Here is a 14,880-nt window from a genome sequence, read left to right as displayed (position 1 = left end):
ACAGGTCGGGCTTTGGGAGCTTGGCGATGAACAGCTGGGGCGTGCGTACCCGCGCGGGTGCGGTCCGGGGATCGACGCGGCGTCGCCCGGCACGGACGGCTGCGCGCCTGCGACCAGCGGGAAAGCATGCTGCCCGCACGGAAGCGGGCCCGGTACTCGTCGAGATCGCCGAGAGTACCGGGCCCGTCGCTCGCATCCGCCCCGTCCCCACAGGTGGGTGCGAGCCTCCACATGCCGCTTACATGTGGACCGAGGGGGCGGCGTCGGGGTTCGCCGCCGCCGGGACGCCACGCCGGTAGAGCAGCGCCGCGATCAGCCCGCCCGCGGCGAAGAAGGCGGCCGACCACAGGAAGCTGGTGGAGTAGGACTCCATGGACGCCTGGGCCTGGACGAGCTTGTTGGTCGGGTCCCTGCCGACGAGGTAGGACGTGGCGGCGCTGGCGGCGAGGGTGTTGAGCAGGGGCGTGCCGATGGAGCCGCCGATCTGCTGCATCGTGTTGACGGAGGCGCCCGCGACTCCGGCGTCCTCGGTGGCCACGCCGCTGGTGGCGACACTCATGGCCGGGGCCATGATCAGGCCGATACCGAGGCCGGCGACCAGGAGGGGCGGCAGGACGTTGGCGGCGTACGAGCTGTCCAGTCCCAGGGCGGTGAGCCAGAACATGCCACCGGCCGCGAGTGCCATGCCGACGGGGACGACGATCTTCGGTCCCACGAACGACAGGATGAAGGTGGTGGACAGGGTCGCCGACAGCATCAGCGTCGCGACCATGGGCAGGAACGCCACACCGGTCTGGATCGCGGAGAAGCCCAGGGTGAGCTGGAGGTAGTAGGTGAGGAACAGGAACACGCCGAACATCCCGGCGCTGGCGACCAGCATGGACACGAAGGAAGCGCCACGGTCGCGGTCCAGGAGCACCCGCAGCGGCAGCAGCGGATGCGCGGCCTTGGTCTGCCACCAGGCGAACACGGCCAGCAGCGCGGTGCCGGCGGCCAGGAAGCCCCACGACAGCGGCGAACTCCAGTCGTGCGACTCGGCGTTGGAGAAGCCGTAGACGATGCCGAACAGTCCCGCGGTGACCAGAACGGTGCCGGGAACATCGAGCTTGGCGCCGCGGTCGCGCTCCGTGCCGTGCAGCAGCAGCCAGCCGCCGACGATCGCGACGGCCGCGATGATGAGGTTGACGTACAGGGTCCAGCGCCAGTTCAGGTACTCGGTGAGCACGCCGCCCAGCAGCAGGCCGACGGCCGCGCCGGAGCCCGCGATGGCACCGAAGATGCCGAAGGCCTTCGCTCGTTCCTTGGCGTCCGTGAACGTGGTGGTGAGGAGGGAGAGGGCGGCCGGGGCCAGCAGCGCGCCGAACAGGCCCTGCAGTGCGCGGCCGGTGACGAGTACCTCGAAGTTCGGGGCGGCGCCGGCTATCGCGGAGGCGACCGCGAATCCGCCGATGCCCACCAGGAAGGCCGGCTTGCGGCCGAAGAGGTCGGCGATCCGTCCGCCCAGCAGCAGCAGGCTGCCGAAGGCGAGTGAGTAGGCGGTGACGATCCAGGTCCGGTTGCCGTCGGAGAAACCGAGGTCGGCCTGGGCGGACGGCAGGGCGATGTTCACGATGGTCGCGTCCAGCACGACCATCAGCTGGGCGAGCCCGATCATGGCGAGGATCCACCAGCGGCGACCGGACGAGGCTCCGTCTGCCGGAGAGCCGGGCTTCCGGGTCGGGGGCGCGGACGACTCTGCTGTCATTTGGGACATGGGGACGTACTCCAGTCCTTGATTCAGGGAGTTCACGTCGAAACGAAACCGTTTCGTATCGCTATCAGCATACGCCTGCCGTAACGGAACGGCAGCGTTTCGATCGCCGATTTGGGTGTGAGAGCGACCACACGGGGCGATCCGGGCGCCGCGGCGTTCCGCGCGCGTCCGTGGAGTGTTTCCCCTCCGCACCCCTGCTGTTCGCCGTGCCTGGCTACCTTCGCGTGGCCCGGTCCGGCAGCAGGAGAGGTATGTCCATGAGCGCCCCTGTCCACCGCACCTCCGAACGGACTTCCGCTACCGCCCTGGCAGCGGCCCGGCGGCGTCGGGAGGAGGGACGGACCGGGAGTTCGTCCGGGTCGGGGACCTCGGCGGAGCAGGCCTTCCTCGGGCTCCAGTCCAGTGCCGGCAACCAGGCGGCGACCGCCACGGTGCAACGCGTCAGGGGCAGGACCCTGGAGCGGACCCCGGAGACCGACACCGCCCGGCCCGGCTCGGAGCCCGGCGCCCGACGCGCCCCGGCCGGCCGCGCCCGAGGCGGCTCGGCCCCCGGCGATCTGACCGACCGCGCCCCGCTCGACACGGGGTCCGGCACCCGGCAGCCCGCCTCCGTTCCCGAAGTCCGGGGCACCACCAGGACTCCGGAACGCGTCGCGGCGCCCGAGGCCACCACGGCGACCCGCTTCGCCCCGTCGGGCCGCACCCGGCGCGGCTCCGAGTCCGACACCCGGCCCGCCCCGGCCGGCCTCACCCGGCGCGGCTCGGTGTCCGGCACCCAGGACATGGAGGCCGACCCCCGCTTCCAGGAGGAACTCGACGCGGCCCGGGAGGAGGCACGCGCCGCCGCCGAGGAAGCGCGCCTTGCCGCGGAACGCACGGCCGCGGAAGAGGCTCGCCTCGCCGCCCTCGCGGCCCGTTTCGCCCCGTCGGGCCGCACCCGGCGCGGCTCGGACCTCGACACCCGGCCCGGCCCGGCCGACCTCGCCCGGCGCGGCTCGGTGTCGGGCACCCAGGGCATGGAAGTCGACGCCCGCTTCCAGGAGGAACTCGACACGGCCAGGGAGGAAGCGCGCGCCGCCGCCGAACGTGCCGCCGAGGAAGCACGCCGCGCCGCCCTCGCGGCCCGCTTCACCTCGTCGGGCCGCACCCGCCGCGGCTCCGACCTCGACACCCGGCCCGACCCCGCCGCCCTCACCCGGCGCGGCTCCGACTCCGGCACCCGGGGCATGGAAGTCGACCCCCGCTTCCAGGAACACGTCGACACGGCCAGAGACGAAGCACGCCGCGCCGCCGAAGAGGAAGCCCGCCTCGCCGAAGCACGCGCCGCGGCCGAGAGGGCACGCCGCGCCGCCGAACGCGCCGCCGCGGAAGAGGCACGCCTGGCCGCCCTCGCGGCCCGCTTCACCCCGTCGGGGCGCACCCGGCGCGGGTCCGAGGCCGACACCCGGCCGGGCCCGGCCGACCTCACCCGGCGCGGCTCGGTGTCCGGCACCCAGGGCATGGGAGTCGACCCCGACTTCCAGACGCGCCTCGACACGGCCAGGGACGAAGCACGCACGGCCGCCACCGAACGGGCCGCCGCCGAGACCAGAGCGGAGGTCAGGAGTGATCGCCTGAAGGCGGTCGCCGAGAACGCGGACCAGGGGAAGAGGATCCTCGATCCCGCGGACGCCCTGGGCAAGGGCGTCCAGGCCCCCACCGCCGCGGGCCTCGGTCAGGAGGCCACCGAAATGGCCGCCAACGCCCCGAAGCCGGACACCGGCGGGGGGACGGGCGCCGAAACCCTCAAGCACGACGCCGCCGCCGCGGGGGTCTCCGGCGCGTCGCTGAGCGCCGGCGCGGAGCTCCTCGCTCTCGGGGCAAGCGTCGCGGACGCGTTCCGGAACCTGAGGACGTCCCTGCAGAAGAGGGCGGGAGCCGGGTACCACAACGCGCGCAGGAAGGCCAAGGTCAAGGCGGGCGACGCGGGCATGAGCGTCCTCAGTACGGGTGCCAACGCGGGCGCCATCGCCAAGGACGCGGTCAAGGTCCAGGGGGTGGCGAGCACCGTGGCCGCGACTGAGGCGAGCGGTGTGCTCAGCGGCGTCGCCGGCCTGGCGAAGAGCATGCGTGCCGTCTTCAAGACCGGCGGAGCGATCCGCAAGTACCGGGGCCTGGGGAAGCTCCCGGACGCCGAGGCCGCCAACGCCGAAGTGCTGAACCGTCTCAAGGCTGCGGCGGATGCCGAGGAGCAGCGCGCCAAGGACGCGTACGACGTGGTCGTGGCGCTGCAGAGGGAGTCCGACCAGGGTCACCCGCGGGAGGGATGGAACGAGGCGCTCGACGCCGCCGCGACCGCCTACGAGGCGGCGGCGCATCGCGAGGCCCAGGCCAAAATCCCCTACCTCGCCGCCAAGGACGACGCGAGGACCGTGAACCAGACCAAGAAGTTCGCGAGGCGGAAGCAGGTCTCCAAGGGCGCCAAGGAGGCGGTGGGCGGCGGCCTGGGCGAGGGCCTGAAGGGCGCGGGCGGCATCACGACCGTGGCCGTCGTCGCCACCGTGGGCCTGGCGTCCAACCCGGCCGGTTGGATCATCGCCGCGGTGGGGGCGGGCCTCGTCGTCAGCGTCACCGCCTACAAGGGAGTGCGATCGGGTTACGGGCGCTTCCAGGAGGCGCACCACCCCGAGCGCTATACGCCGCACGGCGAGGAAGTACCGGAGGCCCTGCCCACCTGGGAATCGCTGAAGCACGCCATGAAGGTCTGGAAGAAGATCTCGAAGTACAAGCGCCAGCTGGCGGCGCACAAGCTCTACGGCATGCTCTCGCGTCCCGACACCCAGCCCGAACTGCGCCGCTCCGCCATGGATCTGCTGGTGGTGCTCAAGGCCGGTCCCGCGGACCACGGGATGGATCAGGCGACGTGGGAGGCGCACCTCATGGACCCGGCGAACAAGGCCGACTTGATCAAGGAGATCACGGACCAGCTGAGCTCCGGATCCTGACGGAACAGAACGGAGCGGGGCGGGGCGGGGCGGGGCGGGAGCGGCGATGGCAGCCCCGCTCCCGCCCTGCGGACCGGATCAGCCCTCGGACGACGGCTCGCCCGGCACCTCCCGCAGCTCCTCCCCCAGCACCTCCCGCATCCCGGCCGGCTCCCGGCCCAGCAGCGCGGCCAGCGTCGGGTCGGTCGTCGCGAACTCGCCGGCGCGGGCGGCGGCGAAGATGCCGAGGAACTGGTCGGCGTACTGCTCGGGGACGCCCTGGGCCATCAGCTGGTCGCGGAAGGCGGCCTCGGGTGCGGTGCTCCGCGTGAACTCCCGGCCCGTCACCTCGGTGGCGAGGGCCGCGATGTCGTCGAAGGTCAGCGCCCGCGAGGCGGTGAGGGGCGGCGTGGGACCGTCGATGCGGCCCTCGTCGGCCAGGACGGCCGCGGTCGCCTCGGCGAGGTCGGCGTGCGTGGTCCAGGCGACCGGGCCGTCCGCGGGGAGCAGGATCCGGCCGGTCTCCAGGGCGTGCCCGAGGAAGCGCGTCGCGCTGGCGGCGTAGAAGCCGTTGCGCAGCGAGGTGAAGGGGACTCCGCAGCCGCGCAGGATCTCCTCGGTGGCGGCGTGGTCGCGGCAGGCCTGGAAGTGGGACGCCGCGCCGGCGCCCATCTGGCTGGTGTAGAGGATGCGGCGGGCGCCCGCCGTGACGGCCGCCTCGATCGCGGTGCGGTGCTGCTTGACGCACTCCTCGCCCAGTTTGTCCACGGAGACGACGAGGACCTGGGAGGCGCCCTCGAAGGCCTGGGCGAGGCTCTCGGTGTCCGTGAAGTCGCCCCTGCGCACCCGCACCCCTCGGTCGGCGAAGGTCCGCGCCTGCGGATGGCCCGGGTCGCGGACGCTGACGCCGACCTGTTCCGCCGGCACACGGGCGAGCAGGTGCTCGACGATCCGACGGCCCAGCTGTCCGGTGGCTCCGGTAACGATGATCATGACGCACTCCCGTTCCTGTTTCCAGTGGAATCACTTTCACAGTAACAGCGATAATCACGATGGCAACACCAAAGCGGTATCGTTGGCTGCATGCCCTCTCGTTCCGACCAGACCCGGCAGCGGGTCATCGAGGCCGCCATCGGCCTGCTGACGCGCGGCGGCCGTGACGCCGTCACCACGCGGGCGGTCGCCGAGGCGGCGGGACTTCAGCCGCCGGCCATCTACCGGCTGTTCGGCGACAAGGACGGGCTGCTCGACGCGGTCGCCGAGCACGGCTTCGCGAGCTTTCTCGCCACCAAACACGTCGACCCGGATCCGCCGGACCCGATCGAGGACCTGCGGGACGGCTGGGATCTGGCGGTCGAGTTCGGTCTGGCCAATCCCGCGCTGTACACGCTGATGTACACCGAACCGGCGCGCACGGGTTCGGCCGCCTTCAAGGCCGGCATGGAGATCCTGATGGCCCGCATGCGACGGCTCGCCGCCGGCGGATGGCTCCGCGTGGACCAGGAGCTGGCGGCCCAGATCATCCACGCCACGGCGCGCGGCGCGGTGCTCACCTGGCTGTCCCTGCCGGAGGACCGGCGCGATCCGGCCCTGTTCACCACCCTGCGCGAGTCCATGGTCGCCGCCGTCACCCACGAACGCCCGGCCGTGCGGGACGCCGGCCCGGAGGGCGCCGCCCGCGCGCTGCGCGCCACCCTCCCCGAGCAGACGGTGCTCAGCGAGGCGGAGCAGCGGCTGCTCGGCGAGTGGCTGAAGCGCCTCTCCGACACCGACTGAGCCACTACCAGGACCTCGCCCGACGGGCCAACTCCCTTTTCAGCCACAGTGGTTCGGCCCTCATCGGGGCATTTTTCGCGCCAAAGCCCCGGCGCTTCCAGGCCGTGATCACGAGTCCGGCACCGAGCATCAGCACAACGTGAGCACAAGCGGTATGGTCCCCTTCCGTATGCCGAACGCCGGTCGCGGATACGGGAGTTCGAGGCGCCTCGGGACGTGCGGTCCCGCTCCGTCTCGAGTCCGCGTCATCGGCACCCCCTGCTCGTACCGGCCCTCGTACCGGCCCTCGCCTGTTCCCGGGAGATCCATGTCGTGCGCCTTCGCCGTCGACCGCGTCGCTGCCGACTCCGCGGCACGGGACGACCGTGGGAGACACCGGTCCGCTCCGGCCTGTTGAGAGCCCGGTCGTCATCGGGCCGGCCGGCGCCCCGCCCCTGCGCGCCGGCCCGCCTCGGCCACCTCGCCCACACCGACGGCTTCCGATCCGTGAGGACCTGATGACTGAACTGATAGTGACCGCCACCGCCGCGCTGGCGGTGGCCGGAGCCGGGGCCGCGTGGTACTTCCGGCGCAAGGCCGAGCAGGCCCGGCGCCGTGGTGAGCAGCTGCGCGAGCACGCCGACCGGCTGACCCTGCAACTCGTCGCGGCGGAGCAGTGCGTGGGACACCTCGCGGCCACCGTGATCCCGGCGGCGGCGAAGGGCGGGCCCGGCGGCGCGGGCCCCGGGGGCGGTCTGCTCGTGCCGGCGCAGCTCGACGGGACACCGCTCGCCGAGCGGCTGCGTGCCGTGCCCGGCGCGGTGGCCTCGGCGGTGGACGACGTACGGACCGAGGAGCGGGCGGCCGCCGAACGGGCCGCGGTCCACGTCGCCGAGCGGGTACGGCAGGACACCGAGCGGCAGATCGCCCAGGCCCGCCGCGAGTCCGTCGGCGTGGCCCGGGCCGCCGTGCGCGGCTTCGCCAACAACGTCGTGGCCCGCTCCGCGCGGCTCGGCCGGGCCGTCAGCCAGGGTGTACGGCGGCACATCTCGGACGAGGCGTACGCGACGCTCGTGGAGATCGACCACCTCACGCAGCAGATGCTGCTCACGGCGTCGGGGTACTCCGTGCTCGCCGGGGACAAGCTGTCCCGGCGCTGGCCCGCCACCACGCTGACCGACATCGTGCGTGCGGCCATGGGCCGGATCGAGGGGTACGAGCGGATCAAGCACCCCGAGATGGGGTCCGTGGTGGTCGAGGGCCGCGCCGTGGAGGCGGTCGTGCACGCGCTCGCCGTACTGCTGGACAACGCGCTGCGCTACTCGCCGCCCGCCGCCAGTGTCCACGTCTCGCTGGAGCAGGGGCACCACGCGTGCTTCCTGATCGTGGACGACGCCGGGCTGCGCATGGACGACGAGCGGCTGCTGTGGGCCAGCGACGTGATGTCCGGCGAACAGCGCGACGACATCACGCGCCTGGGCGCCCACCCCCAGACCGGGCTGCGCGTCGCCTCCCTGCTGGCGGAGAACTACGGCTTCCGAGTCGAGCTGACCGCGCCCAACATCTACCAGGGGACCCGGGCCATGGTCGTCCTGCCGAAGAACCTGATCGTCGACCCTGCGGTGGCCCAGCCGGTACCGAGGCCTGCCGCCCATGCGTCCCAACCGGCCCAGGCAGCCCCGGCGGCCCCTGCGGCTCCGGTGGCCCAGGTGACCCATGCGGCTCCGGTGGCCCAGGCGGTGGCCGCGTCTGCCGCGGTCGCCGAGCCCACCGCAACCGCCGCGCCGGGCGAGCCCGTCGCCGAGCCCGCCGCTCCGCCTGCGGCGTCCCCCGGCGGAGCCCCGGCCGCAGCGGCCGTACCCGACCCAGCCATCTCCACGTCCACCACCACCTCCACCTCCACCTCCACCAACTCCACCACCGCCAGCGGCCTGACCGTCCGCCGGCGCTCCGCCGCGCCCACCCCCGCGCGGCGCCCGGCCGCCCCCGACGACACCGAGCCCGGGCGTCCCGCCGTCGCCGCCGCCTGGGCGGCCGGGACCCGCCGCGGCCGGGACGGGGAGCAGCCCTCGCCGGCCCCCGCCGACACCGCCGCCCGCACCACCCCCCACGACGCCGCTGACGACGAAGGACACTGATCGTGCAAGACACACACACCAACAGCCTGGGCTGGCTGCTGGACCAGGAACTCGGCAGCGTCGAGGGCGTCCGGTACGCCGTGCTGATGAGCAGCGACGGACTGCTGAAGGCCCGTACGCAGACGATCGGCCAGGACGACGGGGAGAGGTTCGCCGCGCTGACGGCGGCGCTGCGCGCGGCGGGCAAGGCCTGGGACGAGTTCACCGGCGGCGCGGGGATGCGGCAGCTGCTGATCGAGTCGGTCGGCTGCATCGGCCTGACGACGACCGCCGCGAAGAACACCATGCTGTCGGTGTGCACGACCGGCCCCGACGCCGACGTCGGGCTGATCTCGCACCACATGGTCCGGCTCGCCACCCGGGTGGGACACGAGCTGGCCACGGAGGAGCGCGTGCCGGTCGCGGACGGCGGCCAACCGGTATGAGCGGGCCGCGGCGCGATCCCGACATGGTCCGGCCCTACGTCCGCACCGGGGGCCGGATCCGCGCACGCGAGGACGTGCGCCTGGAGAGCGTGGTCATCGCCGCGACCGGTCCCACGGACACCCTCGGCCCGGACGCCCGCCGGGTGATGCGGCTGTTCGCCGGCGCGGACGGCGGCCTGGCCGTCGCCGACATCGCCGCCGCGCTGGAGCTGCCGCCCTCCACGGTGCGCATCCTCGTCTCCTCGCTGATGGACTCCGGCCACCTCTCCAGCCCGGTCGCCGCGATCGACGACCAGCCCGACTTCGACCTGCTGCAGGAGGTACTCCGTGGACTTCGCTCCATGGTCTGACCGGGCCGACCGGACCGACCGGACCGACGGAACAGACGGGACCGACCGGCCCGTCACCTACGTCCCGGCCACGGTGACCCGGTCCGCCAAGATCGTGGTCGCGGGCGGCTTCGGTGTCGGCAAGACGACGCTGATCGGCAGCGTCTCGGAGGTACGGCCGCTGCGCATGGAGGAGCCGATCACGCAGGCCAGCGCCGGTGTGGACGATCTGCGCGGCACCCCGCACAAGACGACGACCACCGTGGCGATGGACTTCGGCCGCATCCACATGGCCGGCGGACGGCTCGCGCTGTACCTGTTCGGGCTGCCGGGGCAGTCCCGCTTCCAGCCGCTGTGGGAGGACCTCGCCGAAGGCGCCCTCGGCTGCCTCGTCCTGGCCGACACCCGCGACCTCGACGCCTCCCACGACGCCCTCGGCCTGCTGGACGGTGCGGGCATCCCGTACGCCGTCGCCATCAACACCTTTCCCGGATCCCCGGGTTACCCCGAGGCGGAGCTGCGCGAGGCGCTGGCCCTGGAACCAGCCACGCCGCTGACGTACTGCGACGCCCGTGACCGCACCTCCTCCCTGCACGCCCTGATCACGCTCACGGAGTACCTCTCCGAGCACCGTTCAGCCGCCCTCCTGGAGTCCCGCCGATGACGTTGCCCTCCACCGAGACCGCGCCGGCGAGCGGTCCTGGCCGGATCGCCCTGTACGCACCGGAGTTCGCCGCCGACCCGCACGCCGCCTACCGGAGCATGCGCCGCACCCACGGTCCGCTCGTCCCCGTCGACCTGGCGCCCGGCGTCCCCGCGACCCTGGTGATCGGCTACTACCAGGCCCGCCGCATCCTGAACGACCCGCTGCACTTCCCTGCCGACCCCCGCGCGTGGGAGAAGCTGATCCCGGCGACCTGCCCGGTGCGGCCGATGATGGAGTGGCGGCCCAACGCGCTGCGCTCGGGCGGCGCCGAGCACACCCGCTACCGGTCCGCGAACACCCACGCCATCGACCAGGTCGACCAGCACGGGCTGCGCGCCCTCGTCGAGCAGGTCGCCTCCGAGGCCATCGACGGGTTCCGCACCGTCGGCTCGGCCGACCTGCTCACCCAGTACTCCTTCCCCATCGCCTTCCGCGTGCTGAGCGCACTGCTCGGCTGCCCGGACGAGATCGGGCAGCGCATCGCCGACGGCATGGCGAAGATCTTCGACACCACCAACGCCGAGCAGGGCAACGTGATCCTCGCGCAGGCCGTGTCCGACCTCGTGACCCTGCGCCGGACCCACCCCGGCGACGACATCACCTCCCGGCTGGCCCTCCACCCCGTCGAGCTGAGCGACGAGGAGATGAGCCACCAGCTCGTCACGCTCTACGGCGCCGGAATCGAACCCATGACCAACCTGATCAGCAACACGATCCTGAAGATCCTCACCGACGAGGAGTTCTCCGCGGACCTGCACGCCGGGCTCTCCACGGTGCGCGACGCGCTCGACGCCGTCCTCTACACCGACCCGCCGATGGCGAACTACTGCATCTCCTATCCCCCGTACCCCATCGACGTGGAGGGCGTGCTGCTGCCGGCCGACCAGCCGGTGGTGATATCGATGGCGGCCGCGAACAACGACCCGGCCCTCACGGAGGGCGTGCCCCAGGGACAGCACGGCGGCAACCGCGCCCACCTGGCCTGGAGCACCGGTCCGCACACCTGCCCCGCCCGCTCGCACGCCTACCTCATCGCCGAGACCGCGGTCACCCACCTCCTGGACGCGCTCCCCGAGACGGACCTCGCCCGGCCCCCGGCCGAACTGGCCTGGCGACCCGGTCCGTTCCACCGCGCCCTCGAATCCCTGCCCGTCACCTTCCCCGCCGCGCAGCCCGCCGCGCACCGAGCCGCACACTAAGGAGCCAGGTCATGGCGACCCAGCAGCCCGCCCTCGTCCTCGACCCCACCGGCGCCGACCACCACGCCGAGCACCGCACCCTGCGGGAGGGCGGCCCCGCCACCTGGGTGGACGTCCTCGGGGTCCAGGCCTGGTCGATCACCGACCCCGCCCTGCTCAAACAACTGCTCACCAGCCCCGACGTCTCCAAGGACGCCCGGGCGCACTGGCCCGCCTTCGGCGAGGTCGTCGGCACCTGGCCGCTGGCCCTGTGGGTGGCGGTGGAGAACATGTTCACCGCGTACGGTCCCGATCACCGCAAGCTGCGCCGGCTGGTGGCGCCCGCCTTCAGCGCCCGCCGCGTCGACGCGATACGGCCGGCCGTCGAGGCGATGGTGACCGGTCTCGTCGACCGGCTCGCGGAGCTGCCCGCAGGTCAGCCGGCCGACCTGCGCCAGGAGCTGGCCTACCCGCTGCCCATAGCGGTGATCGGTCACCTCATGGGCGTGCCCGAGGAGCAGCGGCCGGACTTCCGGGCCGTCGTGGACGGCGTCTTCGACACCACCCTGGACCAGGCCGAGGCGCAGGCCAACACCGCGCGCCTGTACGAGGTCCTGGACCAGCTCATCGCGACCAAGTCCGCCGCCCCGGGCGACGACATGACGTCCCTGCTCATCGCCGCGCGGGACGACGAGGGGGACGGCGACCGTCTCTCCCCCGATGAGCTGCGCGACACCCTGCTGCTGATGATCAGCGCCGGGTACGAGACCACCGTCAACGTCATCGACCAGGCGGTGCACACCCTGCTGACCCGCCCCGACCAGCTCGCACTGGTCCGCAAGGGCGAGGTCACCTGGGCGGACGTGGTGGAGGAGACGCTGCGCCACGAACCGGCGGTCAAGCATCTGCCGCTGCGGTACGCGGTCACCGACATCGTCCTGCCGGACGGGCGGACCATCGCCCGCGGGGAGCCGATCCTCGCCTCGTACGCCGCCGCCAACCGTCATCCGGACTGGCACAAGGACGCCGACACCTTCGACGCGACCCGCACCGTCAAGGAGCACCTGGCCTTCGGCCACGGCGTCCACTTCTGCCTGGGCGCACCGCTGGCCCGCATGGAGGTGACCCTCGCGCTGAAGAGTCTCTTCGGCCGCTTCCCGGACATCCGCCTCGCCGATCCGGCCGAGGAGCTGCCACCCGTGCCCTCCCTGATCAGCAACGGCCACCAGCGGCTCCCGGTCCTGCTGCACGCCGGCTGAGCGGCGGGCGACGGGACCGGGCGGCCGGGACCGAACGGCCGGGACTGCGGCTGAGGGGTGCCGGCTTCAGCCGAACATCCCCGGCTCGTAGTCGCCGGCCGGCTGCTGGGTGATGACGTTCAGGCGGTTGTAGGTGTTGATGACGGCGATCAGCCCGACCAGGGCGGTGAGCTGCTCCTCGTCGTAGTGCTTCGCCGCGTTGGCCCAGGCCTCGTCGGTGACGCCGCCGGAGGCGTCGGCGAGGCGGGTACCCTGCTCGGTCAGTTCGAGGGCGGCGCGCTCCGCGTCGGTGAACACCTTGGCCTCCCGCCAGGCGGCGACCAGGTTGAGGCGCAGCGAGGTCTCCCCCGCCTTCGCGGCGTCCTTGGTGTGCATGTCGAGGCAGGCGCCGCAGCCGTTGATCTGGCTGGCGCGGATCTTGACCAGTTCCTGGGTCGCGGCCGGCAGCGCCGAGTCGGTCACGGCCTTGCCGGCGGAGTTGATGTGCCGCAGCAGCTTGCCGGCGAGCGGGTTGGTGAACAGGTTGAGACGCGCTTCCATGGTGGACTCCCTCATCGTTGTTCCGTCGGTCGTACACAGCTACGACGGACGCCGGCGGCGCGATGTGACAGGCCGCACCACGGCCCACTTGTGACCTGCGTCTCACCCGTTCGGAGTAGTGCGTTCCAGCAGTCGGCCCAGCGCCCGCGTCACGGCGGCCGGGCGTTCGTCCATCACCCAGTGGCCCGCGTCGTCCAGCATCGTCAGCTCGGCGCGGGGCACCGACCCGGCCAGCTCGGTCGCGATCGCCGGGCTCAGGTACGGGTCCGCGCGGCCCCAGACGACGGCCGTCGGGCAGGTGATGCCGGACAGCCCCCGGCGCAGCCCGGGGCGGGCCGGGGTGCGGTACTCACCGAAGTAGTGGAGCAGCCAGCGGCGGCCCTCGGGCTCGGCCATCCAGTCGACGTAGCCGTCCAGGACGTGGGCGTCGAGGTGGCCGGCGCGCACGAGCGGCGCGAAGGAACGGCGGTGGAGGGCGACGTACGGCAGGTGCCGTGCCGGGCGCCGGAGCAGGGGGCTGCGTCCGGCGAGGCCGAGCAGGCTGAACACGGCGTACCAGCGGCGGGTGAAGGTGTCGTGCGCGCGGCTGTTGAGGAGCGCCAGCCTGCGCACCCGGCCCGGGTGGTGCTGGGTGAAGCCGAGCGAGAGGAAGCCGCCGTAGTCGTGGCCGACCAGGTTCACCGAGTCCAGGTCCAGTGCGTCGAGGAGCCGGCCGACCCGGGCGACCTCCGTGTCGTAGTCGAAGGGCAGGTGGAGGGGGCGGTCGGACGCGCCCCAGCCGAGGAGGTCCGGCGTGATGACCCGGTGCCGGACCGACAGGGCCGGGACCTGGTGGCGCCAGCAGTGGTGGTCGGCGGGGTAGCCGTGCAGGAGGACCACCGGTTCGGCGTCGGGCGGTCCCGACTCCCAGCAGGCGACGCGGGCGCCGTCCACCGTGACCGTCCGGGGGCGCGGCGGGTCGTAGGTGCGGGGGCGCTGCGTGGTCATCGGTCTCCTCCGGGTGCTCGTCTCCCCAACGCAGCGGATACCCGGAAGTGTCGCGATCAGGGCTCGGTGTTCGGCCGAAAGGGGTGGGGATTAGCCTCGGTCCCGACAAGTCGGTACGCCGGAACGGGTCCGGCGGGGCAGGAGGCAGAGATGGCGAGGGTTCCCAGCGCGGTGGTCGCCGCGGGTGGTCTGGTGGGCGGGTACGGCGTGGCCCGCTGGACGAAGAAGCGGCAGCTCGGCGGGGCCGTGCTCGCCGTCGCCGGGGCCGCCGCCGCGCAGCAGTGGCGGGCCCGGGCCGGCGGGAAGGCCGCGGGTGCGCTGACGGCGGCCTACGTCGCCGGTTTCGCGGGGTCGCACCCGCTGGCCAAGAAGGTGGGCGCCTGGCCCGCCGTGTTCGGTGTCGCGGGTGCCGTGGCGCTGGCCTCGTGGGCGGTCGCCGACCGGCGCTCCTGAACGCGGCGGTGCCGGTCAGGCGTGGTGGGTGAGTACGTTGATCACCCGGCCGTTCGGGTCCCGTACGAAGAAGCGCCGTACGCCCCACTCCTCGTCCTGCGGCTCCCGGACGATCTCGGCGCCCGACGCGACCACCTGGGCGTAGACCGCGTCGACGTCCTCGACCTCCACGCTCAGGTCGGGGACGACGGGCGCGGTGCGCTCCTCGGTGAAGAGGCTGATCTGGGCGGTGGGGTTGGACGGGGAGGCGAGGGTCGTCACCCAGCCCATGTCCATGACCTCCTCGAAGCCGAGCAGGCCGTAGAACTCGCGGCTCGTGTTCCACTGCTCCTCGGCCTGGACGTGGATGTTGGGGACGATCCTGCGGATACTCATCGGGGCTCCTCGGCGTCTG

General features: G+C 73.0%; 14 protein-coding genes. 9 read left to right on the top strand and 5 right to left on the bottom strand.

Translation table 11 applies throughout. The annotated features are described in order from the left end of the window. Positions 1 to 238 precede the first annotated feature (238 nt). A complete protein-coding gene (locus tag ACZ7MF_RS22810; protein ID WP_471479201.1) occupies positions 239 to 1,753 on the bottom strand; it encodes an MFS transporter in 1,515 nt (504 codons plus the stop codon). A 257-nt stretch (positions 1,754 to 2,010) separates the two neighbouring features. Between ACZ7MF_RS22810 and ACZ7MF_RS22805 the strand changes: the two genes are divergently transcribed. Then, the gene (locus ACZ7MF_RS22805) at positions 2,011 to 4,737 is read left to right on the top strand and encodes a hypothetical protein (RefSeq protein WP_471479199.1); all 2,727 of its coding nucleotides are present in this window, start codon (positions 2,011 to 2,013) and stop codon (positions 4,735 to 4,737) included. Between the two features lie 78 nt (positions 4,738 to 4,815). Here ACZ7MF_RS22805 and ACZ7MF_RS22800 read toward each other — a convergent pair whose 3' ends face one another. Continuing rightward, entirely contained in the window at positions 4,816 to 5,709 is an 894-nt protein-coding gene (locus tag ACZ7MF_RS22800; RefSeq protein WP_471479197.1) for an SDR family oxidoreductase, read from the bottom strand. A 90-nt stretch (positions 5,710 to 5,799) separates the two neighbouring features. Here ACZ7MF_RS22800 and ACZ7MF_RS22795 point away from each other — a divergent pair, with 90 nt between their 5' ends. The 7 genes from ACZ7MF_RS22795 (at position 5,800) to ACZ7MF_RS22765 (ending at position 12,506) form a co-directional block, all read left to right on the top strand. Beyond that, on the top strand, positions 5,800 to 6,492 hold the full coding sequence (locus ACZ7MF_RS22795) for a TetR/AcrR family transcriptional regulator (protein WP_471479195.1): 693 nt from the start codon (positions 5,800 to 5,802) through the stop codon (positions 6,490 to 6,492). Between the two features lie 497 nt (positions 6,493 to 6,989). Next, positions 6,990 to 8,609: an ATP-binding protein gene (locus ACZ7MF_RS22790; RefSeq protein ID WP_471479193.1), complete on the top strand. Its 1,620-nt coding sequence runs from the start codon at positions 6,990 to 6,992 to the stop codon at positions 8,607 to 8,609. A gap of 2 nt (positions 8,610 to 8,611) precedes the next feature. Beyond that, positions 8,612 to 9,034 carry a roadblock/LC7 domain-containing protein gene (locus ACZ7MF_RS22785; protein ID WP_471479191.1) on the top strand — a complete coding sequence of 141 codons (423 nt, stop codon included), beginning with the start codon at positions 8,612 to 8,614 and terminating at the stop codon, positions 9,032 to 9,034. After that, positions 9,031 to 9,384, top strand: coding sequence for a DUF742 domain-containing protein (locus ACZ7MF_RS22780; protein ID WP_115742341.1), 354 nt, complete (start codon positions 9,031 to 9,033; stop codon positions 9,382 to 9,384). Before ACZ7MF_RS22785 ends, ACZ7MF_RS22780 begins: the two co-directional genes overlap by 4 nt. Further along, entirely contained in the window at positions 9,362 to 10,027 is a 666-nt protein-coding gene (locus ACZ7MF_RS22775) for a GTP-binding protein (protein WP_471479189.1), read from the top strand. Before ACZ7MF_RS22780 ends, ACZ7MF_RS22775 begins: the two co-directional genes overlap by 23 nt. Further along, a complete protein-coding gene (locus ACZ7MF_RS22770; protein ID WP_471479187.1) occupies positions 10,024 to 11,268 on the top strand; it encodes a cytochrome P450 in 1,245 nt (414 codons plus the stop codon). The genes ACZ7MF_RS22775 and ACZ7MF_RS22770 overlap by 4 nt, the downstream gene beginning before the upstream one ends. Before the next feature lie 11 nt (positions 11,269 to 11,279). Beyond that, on the top strand, positions 11,280 to 12,506 hold the full coding sequence (locus tag ACZ7MF_RS22765; protein WP_471479184.1) for a cytochrome P450 family protein: 1,227 nt from the start codon (positions 11,280 to 11,282) through the stop codon (positions 12,504 to 12,506). Between the two features lie 66 nt (positions 12,507 to 12,572). On the opposite strand, the gene ACZ7MF_RS22760 is transcribed toward ACZ7MF_RS22765, so the two are convergent. Further along, positions 12,573 to 13,046: a carboxymuconolactone decarboxylase family protein gene (locus ACZ7MF_RS22760; RefSeq protein ID WP_471479182.1), complete on the bottom strand. Its 474-nt coding sequence runs from the start codon at positions 13,044 to 13,046 to the stop codon at positions 12,573 to 12,575. A 102-nt stretch (positions 13,047 to 13,148) separates the two neighbouring features. Continuing rightward, the gene (locus ACZ7MF_RS22755) at positions 13,149 to 14,033 is read right to left on the bottom strand and encodes an alpha/beta fold hydrolase (protein ID WP_471479180.1); all 885 of its coding nucleotides are present in this window, start codon (positions 14,031 to 14,033) and stop codon (positions 13,149 to 13,151) included. 150 nt (positions 14,034 to 14,183) lie between these two features. On the opposite strand from ACZ7MF_RS22755, the gene ACZ7MF_RS22750 reads away from it, so the two are divergent. Continuing rightward, a complete protein-coding gene (locus ACZ7MF_RS22750; protein ID WP_356858487.1) occupies positions 14,184 to 14,486 on the top strand; it encodes a hypothetical protein in 303 nt (100 codons plus the stop codon). Between the two features lie 15 nt (positions 14,487 to 14,501). Here ACZ7MF_RS22750 and ACZ7MF_RS22745 read toward each other — a convergent pair whose 3' ends face one another. Further along, entirely contained in the window at positions 14,502 to 14,861 is a 360-nt protein-coding gene (locus ACZ7MF_RS22745; protein ID WP_471479178.1) for a VOC family protein, read from the bottom strand. Positions 14,862 to 14,880 lie beyond the last annotated feature (19 nt).

It is taken from the genome of Streptomyces sp. NPDC111628 (assembly GCF_055635195.1).
Note: the sequence above shows the minus strand (reverse complement) of the source record. Positions and strands in the feature narration are given on the sequence as shown.